At 42.9% G+C, this 17,044-nt stretch carries 16 protein-coding genes; 9 read left to right on the plus strand and 7 right to left on the minus strand.

What is annotated here, in order from left to right:
* The first annotated feature begins 460 nt into the window (after window positions 1–460).
* A complete protein-coding gene (locus tag KSP24_RS16965; protein WP_216975918.1) occupies window positions 461–2,695 on the plus strand; it encodes an alpha-galactosidase in 2,235 nt (744 codons plus the stop codon).
* Between the two features lie 179 nt (window positions 2,696–2,874).
* Here the strand turns inward: KSP24_RS16965 and KSP24_RS16970 are convergent, their stop codons facing one another.
* Window positions 2,875–3,168, minus strand: a complete 294-nt coding sequence (locus tag KSP24_RS16970; protein ID WP_025678519.1) for an SDR family oxidoreductase — start codon at window positions 3,166–3,168, stop codon at window positions 2,875–2,877.
* Between the two features lie 69 nt (window positions 3,169–3,237).
* Between KSP24_RS16970 and KSP24_RS16975 the strand changes: the two genes are divergently transcribed.
* Window positions 3,238–3,567, plus strand: a complete 330-nt coding sequence (locus KSP24_RS16975) for a hypothetical protein (protein ID WP_064964114.1) — start codon at window positions 3,238–3,240, stop codon at window positions 3,565–3,567.
* Window positions 3,568–3,883: 316 nt separating this feature from the next.
* Here KSP24_RS16975 and KSP24_RS16980 read toward each other — a convergent pair whose 3' ends face one another.
* Entirely contained in the window at window positions 3,884–4,879 is a 996-nt protein-coding gene (locus KSP24_RS16980) for a Gfo/Idh/MocA family protein (protein ID WP_216975920.1), read from the minus strand.
* 1 nt (window position 4,880) lies between these two features.
* Window positions 4,881–5,900: a Gfo/Idh/MocA family oxidoreductase gene (locus KSP24_RS16985; RefSeq protein ID WP_216975922.1), complete on the minus strand. Its 1,020-nt coding sequence runs from the start codon at window positions 5,898–5,900 to the stop codon at window positions 4,881–4,883.
* Window positions 5,901–6,080: 180 nt separating this feature from the next.
* Here KSP24_RS16985 and KSP24_RS16990 point away from each other — a divergent pair, with 180 nt between their 5' ends.
* A complete protein-coding gene (locus KSP24_RS16990) occupies window positions 6,081–6,947 on the plus strand; it encodes a MurR/RpiR family transcriptional regulator (RefSeq protein WP_013371333.1) in 867 nt (288 codons plus the stop codon).
* A gap of 110 nt (window positions 6,948–7,057) precedes the next feature.
* Here KSP24_RS16990 and KSP24_RS16995 read toward each other — a convergent pair whose 3' ends face one another.
* Entirely contained in the window at window positions 7,058–7,363 is a 306-nt protein-coding gene (locus KSP24_RS16995) for an ArsR/SmtB family transcription factor (protein WP_216975924.1), read from the minus strand.
* A 111-nt stretch (window positions 7,364–7,474) separates the two neighbouring features.
* On the opposite strand from KSP24_RS16995, the gene KSP24_RS17000 reads away from it, so the two are divergent.
* Window positions 7,475–8,638 carry an MFS transporter gene (locus KSP24_RS17000; protein WP_064964118.1) on the plus strand — a complete coding sequence of 388 codons (1,164 nt, stop codon included), beginning with the start codon at window positions 7,475–7,477 and terminating at the stop codon, window positions 8,636–8,638.
* Window positions 8,639–8,762: 124 nt separating this feature from the next.
* Here KSP24_RS17000 and KSP24_RS17005 read toward each other — a convergent pair whose 3' ends face one another.
* Window positions 8,763–9,890: an NAD(P)/FAD-dependent oxidoreductase gene (locus tag KSP24_RS17005; RefSeq protein ID WP_058830831.1), complete on the minus strand. Its 1,128-nt coding sequence runs from the start codon at window positions 9,888–9,890 to the stop codon at window positions 8,763–8,765.
* Window positions 9,891–10,040: 150 nt separating this feature from the next.
* On the opposite strand from KSP24_RS17005, the gene KSP24_RS17010 reads away from it, so the two are divergent.
* Genes KSP24_RS17010 through KSP24_RS17030 form a run of 5 tightly spaced genes read left to right on the plus strand, consistent with a single transcriptional unit; the run spans window position 10,041 to window position 14,316 of the window.
* Window positions 10,041–10,748 (plus strand): lantibiotic protection ABC transporter ATP-binding protein, encoded by a 708-nt coding sequence (locus tag KSP24_RS17010; protein WP_064964119.1) that lies wholly within the window; start codon window positions 10,041–10,043, stop codon window positions 10,746–10,748.
* A gap of 1 nt (window position 10,749) precedes the next feature.
* Window positions 10,750–11,481, plus strand: a complete 732-nt coding sequence (locus tag KSP24_RS17015; protein WP_064964120.1) for a lantibiotic immunity ABC transporter MutE/EpiE family permease subunit — start codon at window positions 10,750–10,752, stop codon at window positions 11,479–11,481.
* Window position 11,482: 1 nt separating this feature from the next.
* Complete coding sequence (locus KSP24_RS17020) at window positions 11,483–12,241, plus strand: lantibiotic immunity ABC transporter MutG family permease subunit (RefSeq protein ID WP_216975926.1); 759 nt, start codon at window positions 11,483–11,485, stop codon at window positions 12,239–12,241.
* Between the two features lie 36 nt (window positions 12,242–12,277).
* On the plus strand, window positions 12,278–12,937 hold the full coding sequence (locus KSP24_RS17025) for a response regulator transcription factor (protein ID WP_064964122.1): 660 nt from the start codon (window positions 12,278–12,280) through the stop codon (window positions 12,935–12,937).
* Window positions 12,928–14,316, plus strand: a complete 1,389-nt coding sequence (locus tag KSP24_RS17030) for a HAMP domain-containing sensor histidine kinase (protein WP_216975928.1) — start codon at window positions 12,928–12,930, stop codon at window positions 14,314–14,316. Before KSP24_RS17025 ends, KSP24_RS17030 begins: the two co-directional genes overlap by 10 nt.
* Before the next feature lie 221 nt (window positions 14,317–14,537).
* Here the strand turns inward: KSP24_RS17030 and KSP24_RS17035 are convergent, their stop codons facing one another.
* Both KSP24_RS17035 and KSP24_RS17040 read right to left on the minus strand, forming a co-directional pair.
* The gene (locus KSP24_RS17035) at window positions 14,538–15,875 is read right to left on the minus strand and encodes an MFS transporter (RefSeq protein WP_216975930.1); all 1,338 of its coding nucleotides are present in this window, start codon (window positions 15,873–15,875) and stop codon (window positions 14,538–14,540) included.
* Between the two features lie 10 nt (window positions 15,876–15,885).
* Window positions 15,886–16,917 carry a quercetin 2,3-dioxygenase gene (locus tag KSP24_RS17040; protein WP_216975933.1) on the minus strand — a complete coding sequence of 344 codons (1,032 nt, stop codon included), beginning with the start codon at window positions 16,915–16,917 and terminating at the stop codon, window positions 15,886–15,888.
* Window positions 16,918–17,044 lie beyond the last annotated feature (127 nt).

Below are 17,044 nucleotides of genomic sequence, written 5' to 3' on the forward strand. Positions count from 1 at the left end.
TTAAAAATACCATGCAGGAAAAAACCAATAATTTTACGATAGCAAAGAAAACCGCTTCCAAATACCAATATTTTTATAGATTAATATAGCAAAACCAAAGAAATTGTTCCCTATATGCGCCTATCCCACAATTTTATAGAATCAGATCCGATATATTTTCATGCTCTGAACTGGGTTGTGTATCTACATCCTGAATCGTATTCTGGCCCATTCGCACCCTCCCCGTACTTTGCCCAATATAGAATCTATGTTTGTTAATATATCAGTATAGCATAAGTTAAGGATGACAAATGCCTAGAAAAAAGGTTGGATCTAACTATAGATTTTCTTTGAAGGTTTCTTTGTTTTTCCCATAATACGCTTAAAAAAAGTAATGTATTTTCTCCCCCTGGCTTTGTTATGCTGAATTCGATAATAACGCTTTCAACAGGTCTGCTATATTTTGAAAGGGGCTATGTACATGGCTAGTATACAAGTTAACCCAAAGGAACGTACATTTCACTTAACGAACAAATACTGCAGTTATCTTTTCCGTGTCATGGAGAACGGGCAATTGGAGCATTTGTATTATGGCAAAAAAATGGAGTACCTAGGTCAATATGACCGTTTTATTGAACGAAGCTACCGCTCTGTGTCTATCGGTGAATTTGATGGTGACTTGGTAACATCATTGGAAAGCATCAAGCAGGAATTCCCTTCTTCGGGAAGTGGAGACTTTAGAGAACCAGCAGTTGAGATCATACAGGAGGACGGTTCTCATGTCATGGAGTTCATCTTTGACCGTTACGAGGTCATCACGGGGAAACCTAAAATCCCCCATCTCCCTGCTACGTTTTGTAAGGAAGCAAATGAAGCAGAGACACTCCTGATCACGCTGACCGATTCCCTTACAGGAGCGGTTGCCGTGCTTGCATACACCATCTTCAGTGAACTGCCTGTAATCACGCGATCCGTATCCATAACGAATTCCGGAAATAGTATTCTAAGAGTCAATCGTCTTATGAGCGTGAGCCTTGATCTTCCTGACTCCGAATATGAAATTATTCATTTGTCGGGGGCATGGGGTAGGGAACGACATGTGGAGCGTACACCACTCAGACCAGGTGTTCAGTCCATTGGGAGCACACGAGGAATTAGTAGTCATATTCACAATCCATTCTTGGCGCTTGCCAAACCGGGATCTCAGGAACACCAAGGAGAAATATATGCAGTGAATCTCGTCTACAGCGGAAACTTTCTTGCCCAGGCGGAAGTGGACAGCTACTCAACTACCCGACTGAGCCTCGGTATTCATCCTGACAAATTCTGCTGGACTATGAAGCCTGGAGAATGTTTTTATTCACCTGAAGCAGTTATGGTCTACTCACAGAGCGGTTTGAACGGCATGAGCCAGGCGTTCCATCGCCTGTACAATAAACACTTAATTCGTAGTAGCTGGGCTGAACGGGAACGACCTGTATTGATCAATAACTGGGAGGGTACCTACTTTGATTTTACCGAGAAGAAAATAGTGGATATGGCAAAAAAAGCAAGTGAACTAGGGATTGAGCTCTTTGTCTTGGATGACGGTTGGTTCGGTCAAAGAAACAATGATACCTCCTCACTCGGTGACTGGTTTGAAAATCGTGAAAAGCTACCGAACGGAATCTCGAATTTGGCAAAGAAGATCAATGAGCTTGGTATGAAATTCGGTCTTTGGTTTGAGCCGGAAATGGTTAACTCCGACTCTCATATTATGAGGGAACATCCGGATTGGGTTGTGGGAACACCCGGGCGTAAACGCAAGCATGGACGGCATCAGTATGTTCTTGATTATTCTCAACCGCCTGTTGTGGATTACTTGTTTAAGTTAATGGATGACGTGCTCTCTTCTGCTCATATCGAATATGTAAAATGGGATATGAATCGCTGCATTTCAGAAGCCTATTCATTATCTCTGGGCAAGGAAAGACAGGGCGAGTTTTTCCATCGTTACGTCCTAGGCGTTTATGCTTTATATGAGAAACTGATTACCAAATACCCTGAGGTTTTGTTTGAGTCCTGTGCTTCCGGTGGAGGACGATTTGATCCAGGGATGCTTTATTATGCTCCGCAAACATGGACGAGCGACGATAGCGAAGCTATTGAACGTCTTAAGATTCAGTATGGCACTTCCATGGCCTATCCGCTTAGCAGCATGGGTGCTCATGTGTCAACCATTCCGAACCACCAGGTAGGCAGAACCGCACCGCTGCAAACCAGATCAAATGTCGCCTACTTCGGTGTATTCGGTTACGAACTTGATCCATTAGCTTTAACCGAGGAAGAGTGCAATATAATCAAAAAGCAAATACAACTGTATAAACGTCACCAACGATTAGTTACCCAGGGAACGTTTTACCGTCTGCTAAGTCCCTTTGAAAAAAATGAGACAGCTTGGATGACCATTGATGCAGAACGTGAGCATGCTCTCGTCGGCTGGTACCAGGTACTCTCACGCCCCAATGCAGCTTATTCACGGCTAAAGCTCATCGGACTGGACGAAATGGCAGTATATTTCGTGGAAGAACTGGATCGACGTTTCACAGGCAGCGAGTTAATGAACATCGGACTTATACTCACCCCGTCTTATAAGGCTGACCAGGATTTTAATATTGCGGAGAAATATGATTTCTCATCTCAATTATTTACTCTAACTAAAGAGACTTCCTCGTGATTGAGATGTATAAGTTTCATTGAGAGATAGACTTTAGTTAGAACGCTATGATTGGTGCTATTGATCTTAAATACGTCATACCGGGTAAAATCATTTTCGTATAAATTCGATGATTTTACCTGGTACGACTCTCTGAAAAAAAGGTATTCCATCAATTCAATCTCCACAGCTATGAAGAATTAGATCATAGGCCTGTTCTTCTCTCCAACTCCTCCGTATATCTCATACTCATCAGCCTTGACTGCATGCCTAATCGCGCAATATACAGTGCTGTCTGGGTAGACATTATGTCCAGCAATAGAAGACAAGTTAATGATGTGTCCCGATTTGTGTTCCCGCATCGCAGGCAAATCAGCTGCAATTCCATACAAAATCCCTCTGCTGTTCATATCAATCATCATATTCCATTCATCAATTTGCTCTCGCCTAACTATTCGAATCAGACCATTGAGATTTCTAATCTCAAATCGCATTTGCCTAGGTTCAATTGTTTTGTGTCGGCATATGTTGTAACAAATAAAAAAAATAGAGGAGTGCTACTTGTGTACTACAATCTGGTACCTACGCTAACTCATTGCAGGCTTATGCACAATCGGGAGTCTTTTGTTAATGCACAAGCGACTCGGCAGGAACCGGATATGACGGGAATCTGGCGAGGCAACGATGGAAGCGTGTACTACATTCGGCACCTTAATAACAATAGGATCTGGTGGACAGGATTAAGCGACAACGGCAGTGGTCATAATTGGACCAATGTGTTGGAAGGGGAAGTGACTTATGATCCGACCGGGGCGGTGGAAGTCAGCGGACAATGGTATGATGTCCCCCGTGGAACGAACAGGGGCAGCGGTATCTTGGGCTTTTCTGTATGACTTGGTGATCTCGTCAAAACATACCAAAGCAGTGGATTTGGTGCGAATATTTTGAGGAAAATATCATAGTTGGTTGAGGGCACCCGAAAACAGGTCCTTTTACGTTTAAGCCCTCACTTTTACCTTCCCTCCAGTGTACTTGTCCAGTAATAGATGAACTTCGGAAAGAGGATGGCCGAGCAAATTGGCATGCTTTTGGACCGGAAATTGTGAATCTGGGCAAAAAAAGAGTAGCAGACGTATCTATCTGCTACTCTCAAATCCATGAGTCAGAAGCAGCTCGAGCGAGTTGCCTCTTCAATTTCAGGTACAAGCATTAAAGATTATGTTTATCGGGACCAAACACAAGATTGGCCGACTGTTTGGCCTTCTCGATGACATTCATGACCTTTTCGCTATGTTCAAGCATATCCGAGACTTTTTCCAAATCGTTTTCTCGGATGATACGTTCGAATTCAACGAATTCGTCATACATACGATGCGAATGATCTTTCAGGTCCACCTGGATGGGCGTTTCCTTATTAGGAGTGTATTCAAAATAATCGCATATATTAGCTGAACTCGCCATGTGTACATAGCCTTTATTGCCTTGAATGTTCACTACATTGGGTGCCGTACTGTCTTTTGAACCTATGCAAACACACTTAAAATCGCCGTAATCAAGCAGCAGTATGCCTGAAGTGTCAATTCCACGTTCCATGTTCGCCAAATATTCTACCTTCTTAGGGCTCCCGAAGAGGCCAACAACAAAATGAATATTGTATAAATTGATATCCATCAAGGCTCCGCCAGACATTTCCGGATTAAACGCAGGCTGGATTACTCCCGCTTTAAAAGCCTCATACCGGGATGAATATTGAGAATAGTTGCATTCAACTATTTTAATCTCGCCAAGTTTAGGCAGATACTCCTTTATGGACAAATAATTTTTCAAATATTGATTCGTAATAGCTTCCACCAATACCAGTTTTCTTTGCTGAGCAATTTCTTTTAGCTCTAGAAATTCATGCACATTGGATGTAAAAGGCTTCTCACATATGACATGTTTACCACTCAGTAATGCTTCTTTGGCATATGAATAATGGAGATGATTAGGCAAACCAATATAGACAGTATCTACGTCATTATTCATCAGCATTTTGCTGTAATCCGAATAAATCTGAGAGATTCCATATCTATGTTGCCAAGCTAGTAATTTCTCTTCATGGCTAGGCCTAGAACAAATGGCCTTTAATAAGATCGTCGGGATTTCCTGAATAAAGCTCAATAGATCCCCTACGATCATTCCTGCTCCGACAATTCCCAATTTCATCCTAGTTACACTCCTCTATACCCTTCTCAAGTATTTCCATTGAGATTATGGTTTCTTCATCTGTAATCGCTTTTTCTTTGCCGTGTATGATCGAATGATAGAGATCGTCATACACTCGGGCATAATCTCCTTTTTCAGAAACAACTTTTTCTTCATGGTACTGACCATCATCATCCAGGTACGTTAAAATGCCATAATGCTCAGGCTGGTCGATGCCAAAATCGGCGTGTCCCTTAGGCAGATAGTATAATTTAAGATGCTCCTCCTGACGATCCTTTGTCTGCTTTATAAAAACGCCTTTTTTGCCGTATACTACAAAACTCGGCCGCTCTTTTAAACGAAAAAAGCTGGATTTAATGGATACCTTGAGTGAGGGATAATAAAAATCCAGATCAAAATAGTCATTCATTCTTCCAGAACCGAGCAATTGGCGCACGTCGTAATGGATCGTGTCAGGTTTCCCAAAATAGGAAAGAACCTGGTCAATGGTATGAGCGCCATGTCCATAGAGGTAACTGTTATATTTGGAAAAATGATAGGTGGAGTTGGGGGTTTCAGGGCGGTAATAATCAAAATGCATTTCCACCTCCAACAAATCACCGAGTTTTCCTGATTCAATGACCTTCTTGGTAGTGAGAAAATCCGAATCGTATCGTCTGTTTTGGTAGCACTGTATAATCAGATTTTTCTCTTTGGCATATTGGAAGATGGACACTGCTTCTTCTTTCGTTAACATAAAGGGTTTCTCAATAAGTAAATTTTTTCCGTGGTCGAGTGCCATTTTCGCATAAGTGTAGTGGGATTCTACAGGTGTACAGACAACAATCAACTGAATTTCCTTATCGTTCATTAAAGATTCAAGATGATCTGTATACTGCACGCCAGGAATTTTCTCCCACTCCCCTTTATCTGGATTACGGGCGTAGATCGTCTTTACTTTCAAATGATCTCTGGTCAATGAAAAAGGAAGATGATACCGATTGGTGCTTTTGCCATTCCCAATATAACCGATGGTAAGCATATTAATTCCCCCTAGGCTCTTTTTCATTTATTATAGTAGAAGAACGTCGATCGTAAATAATTTGCCATCAAAACGGTACATTTAACCGAATATTTGTAAGCATGACGGCTTGTTTTTAAACAAAATGTTTATTGGGTATCTTTTATCAAACGTTATTTCAATTGAACCGGGGGGAACCTGTTGAAAATACTGATGCAATTATCAGAAATGCAAAACTTTACACCAAACGAAAAAAGTATTGCTTCCTACATTTTGGTCCACAAGGAATCGATCCTGCACTTAAATATTCAGGAGCTTGCCAAAGCTACGTATACTTCGCATTCCGCCATTAATCGATTAATTCACAAACTTGGGCTATCCGGCTTCAAGGAGTTTATAATAAAACTCGCTCGGGAATTCCAGCAAGATACCCAGAATATTTCCAATGTAGACCCCAACTATCCATTCGGGTTTGATGAAACCCCACTTCAAGTGGCGAAAGAAATTGCTGAATTAATGAAGGAAACGATTGAAAAAAACTTTACATTCATGGATGATCACTTGCTGTCACAAACAGCCCAGTTACTGGATCAAGCAAATAGGATCTTTATATATGCGTTAGGCGATTCACAAATCCGAGCAAAAAGTTTTCAGAATAAATTAGTAAAAATCAACAAGTATGTGGTTATAGCCACGGAGCTGTCTGAATGGGCTTACCATACGGCTAATCTAACTTCAGAAGATTGCGCTATTTTCTTAACTTACCACGGTAAGTCACCGATTTTTTTAAAAGCGGCACGACATTTTACGCGTGAGAACATCCCTTTTATCACCATTACAGCTACCAATCAAAGTGAATTGGCCAAACGAAGTAGTATATGTATCCAGGTGCCTAATGACGAAGTAAAGCATGCCAAGATTGGTACTTTTTCGTCGCAAATTGCCTTTGACTATGTATTAAACGTGATTTACTCCTGTATCTATAAAATCGACTACTTGAAAAATATGCAAACCCTGACACAATCGTTGGAGAATTCGCATCTCAACGACATGATGAATGACGTGTAGAGGGTTCAGCTTCTCTCTAACTGCAAAATAAGCGGCAATTTATAATTATATATGGTTGTTCTTCGACAAAAAAGGTCTAGTTAGTTTTATGCTAACTAGACCTTTTTCTATTATTGCTTCAAGCCCATCAGTACGGCCGACAGCAAGCTAGGAAAGCGTTCATTCAAATCATCGTAACGGATAGAGATAAAGCGTTGGGTTCCCTCTATTCTCGTATGAATGACCCCTGATTCCCGAAGAACCTTAAAATGATGAGACAAGGTTGACTTTGGAGCTGAAATATCTATCGAGCTACAGGATTGCTCCCCTTTTTGGGCTAAAATCTGGATGATATTAAGCCGAATGGGGTCACTTAGAGCATATAAAACTGTAGGTAGAGTAATTTCAATTACGTTGGGATGATACAGCGTTCTCAAGATCCGTTCACCTGCCTAACAAAGAATTATAGTTGCATTATAGCATATTGGAATGCTATATTTCTATTATTCGAAAATATTCGAACTATAGAACAAATGGAGGGTTTCGTTTTGAATAAAATTATCACCTTGTTTTTCTTGATCATGTTTTTCATTGGTACAGATACGTTCATTGTGTCGCCTCTTCTACCTATTCTTCGTGAAAGCTTCGGCATTTCTATCGAACAATCGGGCTGGATTGTTTCAGCCTATGCTTTAGGGTATGCTCTGTTTGCCTTAATTGCAGGACCGTTGTCAGATGCATGGAATCGAAAAAAAGTACTACTGTTCGGCTTACTTGGTTTTGGTATCTTCACTCTACTTTGCGGCTTTGCCGTTGATTTTTGGACCATGTTTGCTTTTCGCTTATTGGCTGGCATTAGTGCCGCTTTTGCCTCACCTCAAGTTTGGGCAGCCATTCCTCAGTTAGTTCAACCACATAAAGTGTTAAAAGCCATGGGAGTTGTCACCGCAGGATTAGCTTTTTCCCAAATGCTAGGCGTGCCCATTGGCAGCTATCTCGCTACCGCCGGGTGGCAAACACCCTTTATTATGATTGGTTGCTGCACCTTCCTGATCGTTATTTGGACTGCTGTTCTCTTGCCCGCCTTGCCTCCTTCTATACAGAAGCAAAAGGCTCTCTCGATTAGGAACAGATACCGTTCATTGCTGCAGGGGTCAACACCTAAGGTCGCTTTTCTGGCCTACTTCCTGTTCCAACTCGGAAATTTTGCTGCCTTCTCTTTTATTGGCACATGGCTGTCCGACAAATTCAGCCTCAATGTTGCAAATATTGGCACAGTGATATTATTCCTTGGTTTAGGAAATACGATCAGCAGCTTATTTGGGAGTAGCTTAGTTAACAAAGTGGGGCCTAAGCACTCTTTGATCTATGGCGTAATTTTCATCGGTCTGCTTTATTTGCTTCTGCCCTATTTACCTAGTGTGACCTATGTCGAAATTACATATTTTCTGATCTTCCTTATCCTTGGAATGATTTTCCCGCTTATGATGAGTATGCTTCAAACCTTATCTGCCACAGCACGCGGAACAGTTTCATCACTTGCCAATTCTTCTATGTATTTTGGAACAATGGTTGGCTCTTTCACAGCAGGAATGCTATACGCGCACAGCGGTGGTTTTATTTCCGTTAGCCTGTTTTCTGTGATTTGTTTCGGTGTGTCACTAATCTTGTTCCTACGTAGCGGGGTTTTACTAGGTCTAAGACTAAAATAGAAACGAGTAACCTTAAAAATCGACATAAGCTCTATCTTTGGGCCAGGAAAAGAACTTATATTATTAGAAAAGCCGCCAGTATGGCGGCTTCTTATGCATATCTACTGTTGTCCAGCTTCAAGGATCAATCTTCATCAATAGCATTTCGAATATCATAATCATCGATGTTGATATCCAAAGCCATCCCCAGTGCTAACTTTGCCAGTTGGCTTCCAATAAAGGGACCCATGGTTAGCCCGGATGCTCCAAGCCCATTGGCAGCTATAAGGCCGTTCCAGCCAGGCACAGCTCCAAGCACCGGTAGAAAACCGGGGGTAAAAGGACGGAAACCGACTCTTACCTCCTGAAAAGTGCTATTTGCCAAACCAGGTGCTAATTCTAAACCTTTATTTAGGATTTCCTGCATTCCACCTGCTGTTACTCTTGTATCGTAGCCTTCGATTTCATTTTCGTGAGTCGCACCTATTACGATCTTCTGTTGATCAAACGCCAACAAATACTGGTCAGAAGGCGGTATGATTACAGGCCAGGTGCCTGTATCTTGTCCGGCAGGGATCTGCAAATGCATGATTTGTGCCTTTTGAAAACTAACTTTAAAGCGAATGCCCAAAGGCAGCATCAGTTGATTGGCCCATGCACCAGCACAAACAATGACTACGTCAGACGAAAAACTATGTCCATCGACCGTTACTCCGGTTACATGGTCGGAATTATATTGAAGCACAGCATCCCCATGGATAAGGGTTGCCCCATTTCTTTGGGCTGATCGGATCAACGCGTCACGTAGCGCACGACCATCTATACGAGCGGCACCGCTAATATGAACAGAATGATATCGATCTTCTAATAAAGGAAACTGTTCATGGGTTTCCTTTTCATTTAGTTGCGTAATTTCACCGATTTCCGGTGCATCTGTATGTCGTAAGTGTGCCCGTTCCTGCATTTTTTTGATTTTCTCCAAATCATCGTGAATACTGAGAGCCCCAACTTGAGCATAGCCAGTTTCTGTTTCTCCCTCGCTTTTGAGTTCTTCAATCAACCCGGGGTAAAAACGTGCGCCCGCTTTGGCTAGCTGGTACCAAGCCTGATTGCGTCGCTGTGATAGCCAGGGACAGATAATGCCAGCAGCTGCATCAGTCGCCTGTCCTTTATCTTTGCGGTCTACAAGAATGACATCAGCGCCTATTTTTGCTAACTGGTATGCTGTCGATGCCCCCAGAATTCCTGATCCGATTACGATAACCTTCTCCATGATTACATCCCTTTCCTAAATCACTGTATCCATTATAGCGAATACTGCATGAATGCATAAAGTTTGAAACATTAATATTTCAATCCTTATAAAGTTCTTAGAATTGATCTGTAAAGTAGTTGTCAGAACGAATGAAAAGGATGAACTGATATGGATAATATTATTTTACAGACTAAAAATCTCTGCAAAACCTTTGGACGACAGCAGGCAGTGAACAACGTCGCGTTGTCTATTCAGGAGAATTCCGTGTATGGATTGCTCGGGCCAAATGGGGCAGGAAAATCAACTACCTTAAAAATGCTAACCGGTATGCTACGCCCGACAGCCGGTGAGATTTTATTTCAAGGGAAACCTTGGTCCCGAAAAGATCTTGCTCAGATCGGCGCGCTGATCGAAACTCCTCCACTCTATGAGAATTTGACAGCTAGAGAGAACCTGAAGGTTCGCACAACGTTGCTTGGACTACCTGATTCGCGGATTGATGAAGTGCTGAGCATTGTTGATTTGACCCATACCGGGAAAAAGCGCTCCGGCCAGTTCTCGATGGGTATGAAGCAACGGCTGGGCATTGCGATTGCTCTCCTCAATCATCCCAAGCTATTGATCCTAGATGAGCCAACCAATGGACTAGACCCCATTGGTATTCAGGAGCAACGTGAGCTAATTCGCTCCTTCCCGAAGCAAGGAATTACCGTAATTCTTTCCAGTCATATTTTATCCGAAGTCGAACAAATCGTTGACCATGTTGGTATCATTGCCGGCGGCGTATTAGCTTATCAAGAGACGGTCACTCCAGGGCAAAACCTGGAATCGTTGTTCATGCAGATTGCACAGAAATATCGAAAGGGAGGTGAGTAGGATGCAGCAATACATAGCCGCCGAACATCTAAAATTAAAGCGCACCTTCACGAAAAAGTTGGTCTGGCTTGCCCCCATCGTTACTCTTACTCTGTGTACCGTGCTCATGGGGGGACGTATGCTCCAAAGCGCCAGCTACAATTGGTGGTATTTCATGCTGCTACCAGGTGCCCTCACCTTAATGTGCTCAGGAGTGATCCAAAAGGATGGCAAGAAGCTGAAATACCGTGCTGTCCTTGGCATATCTGTAGATTTGGCTCGGGTATGGTACGGTAAAATCGGGGTTTGCGTAAGGCTCTTAATGGTTTCCTCTATTATCCTATTTATAGGGATAACTCTTGGCGGATTCGTATTCTCAACTTCCGTGACACTAGCAGAAAGCGTCGCTGCAACTCTGCTACTCTTCATCACCTTTTGGTGGCAAGTTCCACTTTGCCTGTTCCTAACGGATAGAATAGGCATGTTTGCCACCCTAATCATCAACATGCTGGGCAACGTAGCCTGCACCGTCTTGTTCGCTACGTCTTCTGTATGGTGGGCGGTACCCTATGCTATTCCAGCGCGATTGATGTGCGCCGTCATTCAAGTGCTGCCTAATGGGCTTGCCGTTCCTTCAGGAGATCCACTTTTGGATAGAGGCATAATTGTTCCCGGCCTGTTGATCACAGTATGTCTATTCATGATTCTGTCAGTGCTGACGGCCATGTCTTTCCGTAAACGGGAGGCTAAGTAAGATGATATCTTTCTTCCGCAATCTGAAATCTGATGTGCTCAAACTTAGAAGGCAGCCCTTATTGCTGGTGCAGCTGCTTGTGCCACTCTTAGGCATAGCAATCTTTCTAGCCTATTATTCCTTCACTCCATACTCACCGATTTCGAAGATAGACGGCTATTTGCAGGTCCTGGCTGTGGCTCTTCCTACCATGATTGGTATTGTATGCTCCATTGCTGTTGAGCAGGAGTCAGTCGCTGGAAATTTCCAACACCTCTTGACCTCGCCGGTGAAGTTGTTACCTTTTTTGAGCAAGCTTAGCCTGCTTCTGTGCTTGGGATTTGGTAGTGTGCTGCTTGCCTCAGGCGGCTTTGGAGCTGGCTATATATATCTGTTGAAAGAGTCCCCGTATGGCTTGAAGTTTTATGTGTTGGCTGCCTGCATTCTGTTTATGTCGAGTGTATTCCTTTATATTCTGCATTTTTTCATTAGTTTGCGATTCGGTAAAGGAGCTTCTATCGGTCTGGGCATCATGGAGAGTCTATTGTCCGCTTTGCTTCTAACAGGGCTGGGTGATAATAATTGGATATTCATCCCCTCTGCTTGGGCTGCCCGCTTCATCACGATCTGGGTGCAATACGGCGTAAGCTCAGCAGATTCTATCCCTGAAACTATACAGCTTGATTTGGGAATCAGATATTGCGTAGTAGGGACCTTAGTCATCATGGTATTATTAGGGTTATGGATTGGTCGTTGGGAAGGACAAAATTCATCCGAGTAAAGATTAGAGAAAGAAAGCAAGGGAAGTGAATAAAGCATGGCAAACTTGTTGGCCGTTGATGATGAACCCGCCGTTTTGGCACTACTTCAAAATATTTTGCAGAAAGATGGCCATGTTGTCACGGTAGTCTCCACCTCCCCACAGGTTCTCACCATGCAGCTTGGAGCCTTTGACCTCATCCTGCTGGACGTGATGATGCCGAGCATGGACGGATTCACACTCTGTCGGGAAATTCGCAGCAAGGTAGACTGTCCGATCCTGTTCCTTACAGCAAAATCCATGGAGAACGATGTAATGTTGGGCCTTGGGGAAGGAGCCGACGATTATATTGTCAAGCCGTTTGGGGCTGGAGAGCTGCGCGCTCGAGTCAACGCCCATCTCCGACGAGAGAATCGTGAACGGCGTAATGTATTCTGCATCGGGGAAGTTCATTTCAATCTGTCGGGTAAGGAAATCACCGTTCAAAATGTTGTAATCCCGTTTACCAAAAGTGAATATGAGATATGTAAGTTTCTAGCTCTGAACTGGGGTCAAGTGTTCTCTAAAGAGCAGATTTACGAAGCCGTCTTCGGCTTTGATGGAGACAGCGACTCCGCCACCATCGTGGAGCATATCAAAAATATCCGGGCCAAGCTTGGCAAAGTAGAGGTTTCGCCAGTGGAGACAGTTTGGGGGATCGGGTACCGATGGAAGTAGCCAAAATACAGCAAGCACATAAGACAACCAAACTGCGAACCATTTTTCTGGGTTATTTAGTTATGTTCTGTATCGGGACGATTGCGCTAGCGCTGTTCCTGGTCCTCATCTTCTATATCCTGATGTCTTGTGGAACCATTCTTCCCGCGAACTATGCTGAGAATCAGGTACGGGAGGATAAGGCAATCCTTGAAGCTGGCAAGACCCTACAGCCGGATTCTCGGCAGAAACTATATAGATACGCGTCATTCACTTCGGAAGGCCGCCACATTGAGGGAAATCTTTCTGAAAAGCAGACTCAAGCCGCTTGGAGTGTTACGCAGCAGAGCAATACTGCCTATCAATTTCCCTATAACTATGTAAAAGTTTCACATAATAATGAAGTTACTGTGATGCGCTACTCTGTCTCGGCGCAGTTTGAACTTCCTATTCTACGTCAATATCTGCCGAACGCGGAATTGTCCTTTTTTGCCGTGTTTTGTATCGCCTTCCTGGGGGGAGGAGCCCTGCTCGCTTCCTCCTTCGGACGAAAGCTGACGCGCAAAATGAGTGGATTGCAGCAGGCTACAAAGCAAATTCAGGCACAGGACCTGGACTTCTCAATTCAGCTCAGTGGTGTGATGGAGATCGATCGGGTGCTCCATTCTATGGATAAAATGAAAGAAACGTTAAAGACTTCGCTTCAGAAACAATGGAATCTCGAAAAATCCCGTCGTGAGCAAATATCCGCCCTGGCACACGATGTCAAAACACCACTCACTATCGTTCGCGGAAACGTAGAGTTGCTGTCCGAAACCGATCAATCGGAGGAGCAAAAAAACTATACCGATTATATAGCGGAGAGCACCAGGCAAATGGAGCAGTATATTAAGACTCTTATTGAAATTTCAAAAGCGGAAACAGTAGCCACCCTGCAGGCGGAAACGATAGATACTGACTTTTATCTAACTAAGATAAAAGATCAGGTAATGGCTCTGGCCGCTGTCAGAAAAATATCTGTCGTATTTGCTACATACAACCTCCCTAGTACGTTGTATGTAGACCCCGTTCTGCTTGAGCGAGCCATCATGAATGTTGCTTCTAATGCGGTAGAGCAAGCGCCGGAATATAGCGAAATCCGGCTGACTGCGGAGTCTGCCGAAGAGTGTATTCGTTTAAGCATCGTAGACGAAGGCCCAGGCTTCTCTCCTGAAGGCCTCAAACAGGCCGCGGAGCAATTTTATATGGGCGACTCGTCCAGAAGATTAACTGGACATTACGGCATGGGTCTGTATATAACAAAATCCATTGTGAACCTACATGGCGGACAGCTGATCATCACCAACTCCACCCAGACAGGCGGCGGACAGGTAAGCATTGAGATACCGCCAGTTCATTAGCAACAAAATGAGCAATTACCGAAAAAAATAATTCGCTATTAAGCTTGGTTCGATTCATAAGGCTTACACCTCTTCCTCGTTTGTTATTGAAACAATTAAAACGCTACTGACATATGAAGGTCAGTAGCTTTTTATCATTTTGCCATCGGAATGAAAATACTCTTGGCACAGCCTGGCGATTATTATAATGAACATTGGTTATGGAATTACTATATGTGCCGCTAAACGGATGAGGCTTCTTTACGGAAAACTGTAAAATAAAAAATAGCAAACCCTATGATCCATATGCCCATAATCCAAAAAATAGAGCTGAACACACTTTGACTTTGCGCTCCTTGATCAAGCACGGATCCTAGAATAGACGTTCCGATAGCCCCTGCCATAAAGCTTCCCATCATATAGATGCCCATACCAACTCCGGTTTGCTTACCGCTTAATGTTCGAGAGATGGTATTTGCCATTGTAATCTGAGCCAACGTTAATCCAGTATTCGCTAGAATTAAGATGATCGAAATAGATGTAGGAACCGTGTCTATAAATACACCTAAGATGAGATATGCGATTACTTGAAGCAGGAATGCCAATGAGAATACAAAGCGGTTGCCCTTTGCATCCGCGATTTTCCCACCTACCAATCCAAGCAATGCAGCAATCAAAGCACCGGGAAACATTACCAGTCCTGTATTTACAGAAGATAAGTGATGTATTGAACTTAACACTTGCGGCATCAAGTACGGAACACATAAATTAAGAGTAAGAACCATACAAGCGATAATCAACCCTATCGTATATCTTGTATTTTTAAAAAGGGTCGGATCAATAAAGGGTTCATTTGTTTTGTTAATGCGAATAATGAACAATACGAATATAAGGATCGTAGCCGCGAAATAGCTCAAGCTGTGACCAGTAATGGAGAGTAGCAGCAGCGTAATTGAAGCTGCAAGCAAAACACCTCCTATGAGATCAGCTTTTCCTTTTGAAGGTGTTTCATTTATTAAATACCTTCTGAAAAGAGGAATTGTAACAATTATTAAAAATGAGATTAAAAACAGGTAACGCCAGCTTGCAAAACCAATAACAAAGCCAGCAATAATTGGACCTATTGCCGTCCCTAAAGCCATTCCAGCAGAAATAATCCCCAAAGCCTTGCCCCGATTTGCGATAGAGATATAGCGAATCGGGATCAACATAGAAGAGGCCGGAACAACAGATGCCCCAATGGATTGTAAAATTCTGCTCACAATAACCATCCAATAATTAGAAGAAAAAAAGCCAACTATAGATCCTAGAGCAAAGCAACATAATCCAAAGGTAATTAGGTTTTTCAACCTAAACATGTCCGCCAATTTTCCGTAAGCCACTGATCCGATAGCATAAATAATGATATATGCTGTTACAACCCAGCTTACTTGGGAAGAGGATAATTTAAATTCTTGGCGTAATGAAGGTAGAGCGACATTAAACATGGTTGAATTCATCACTGAAATCACCATTGCAAATGCAAGTATCCAGATGATGGCATATGACTCAGATTGTTTGATGCGACTGTTAGCTGACACTGCGTCCTCCCTACTTACGATCGAGCGGAGATTTAGCCACCACGTTCAGATCAAGTTCGTCGATAATAGCCATTACACGATCCATACGCAGCGGACCTGGTTCTGTTGGAAAGGTGTACGCTTCGTGCGGCTCACCCAATGCCCGGAAGAAAGGTTCGAACAATCCAGATACCAACATACCTACGACTTTCGTATAATGAGAGTCCAGTCTGTATGAATGAAGTGTTCCTGCAGGTACATGAAGAAAATCTCCAGGAAATAATTTTACTTCCTCTCCGTTTGCCCACATCGTCATTTGTCCCTGCACACAGAAGAATGTTTCCGTATGATGGTTATGAAAATGTTCAACGATAGGGTCCCCTTTCGGGCCATCAGAAGCTACAAAAATGTATTCCCCATTCGTATTTTCTTGAGTGGCTAAAATTCTGTGAAGCTGGTCTCCAGTGAGTAGCCGGTCTCCCTCTCCATTTTCCAGAACATAAGGAGCTACGCATCTTGGATTATGGCTTCCTTTAGGCGAGTTATACTCTCCCCATTGAACAGCATCTTGAAGGAATTCAATGTCTGCTTTACTGGAAGCTTCAGTCAATTGGCTCTCGGAATACGTATTCATCGTTGTAACTGGATGTTCAAAGTATGAATATGGTTCTCCCAAAAGCTCATATATTGCTGTGAGATTACCTTTAATCGAATAGGAAGCAAAGCGATTTCGGTGTCCAGCCATTCGATATGCATGAGCGATTCCAGGAGGTATGTGAACATAGTCTCCGGCAGTCAACAAATGGTTCACTCCATCGAGCATAAATTCAATTTTACCTTCCATTACATAGATAGATTCAAAAGCATCTTTATGCTTGTGCAGCGGAAAGGTCTCTCCTTTCCCACCTGAAATCGTCGTTAATTCGAGTACATCCCCAGTGCTTTTAAAATCGGCAATAACAGCAGCTACCTGTTGACCAAATACATACTTTCTTCCATCCCCGCTACGCAGTAAATAAGGCATTTTTTCTTCTGGAAGTTCTGTAGTTAAACTAACACTCATCATGTCATCCTCCTTTGTATTTATATTTAAAATTTTAATAGTTTCGATTTATCACTTAAATGGTCATGAGCGACAGCTTATGGGCAATTACGACCTGTACCAATTGAATACATCTTAAAAATTGATA

It is taken from the genome of Paenibacillus sp. AK121 (genome assembly GCF_019042715.1).
GTDB lineage: Bacteria > Bacillota > Bacilli > Paenibacillales > Paenibacillaceae > Paenibacillus > Paenibacillus polymyxa_C.

Coding starts and splice junctions, on each gene's coding strand:
- KSP24_RS16965 (WP_216975918.1), top strand. CDS start 461: ATGGCTAGTATACAAGTTAACCCAAAGGAACGTACATTTCACTTAACG.
- KSP24_RS16970 (WP_025678519.1), bottom strand. CDS start 3,168: ATGCGATTTGAGATTAGAAATCTCAATGGTCTGATTCGAATAGTTAGG.
- KSP24_RS16980 (WP_216975920.1), bottom strand. CDS start 4,879: ATGAAATTGGGAATTGTCGGAGCAGGAATGATCGTAGGGGATCTATTG.
- KSP24_RS16985 (WP_216975922.1), bottom strand. CDS start 5,900: ATGCTTACCATCGGTTATATTGGGAATGGCAAAAGCACCAATCGGTAT.
- KSP24_RS17005 (WP_058830831.1), bottom strand. CDS start 9,890: ATGGAGAAGGTTATCGTAATCGGATCAGGAATTCTGGGGGCATCGACA.
- KSP24_RS17010 (WP_064964119.1), top strand. CDS start 10,041: ATGGATAATATTATTTTACAGACTAAAAATCTCTGCAAAACCTTTGGA.
- KSP24_RS17015 (WP_064964120.1), top strand. CDS start 10,750: ATGCAGCAATACATAGCCGCCGAACATCTAAAATTAAAGCGCACCTTC.
- KSP24_RS17020 (WP_216975926.1), top strand. CDS start 11,483: ATGATATCTTTCTTCCGCAATCTGAAATCTGATGTGCTCAAACTTAGA.
- KSP24_RS17025 (WP_064964122.1), top strand. CDS start 12,278: ATGGCAAACTTGTTGGCCGTTGATGATGAACCCGCCGTTTTGGCACTA.
- KSP24_RS17030 (WP_216975928.1), top strand. CDS start 12,928: ATGGAAGTAGCCAAAATACAGCAAGCACATAAGACAACCAAACTGCGA.
- KSP24_RS17040 (WP_216975933.1), bottom strand. CDS start 16,917: ATGAGTGTTAGTTTAACTACAGAACTTCCAGAAGAAAAAATGCCTTAT.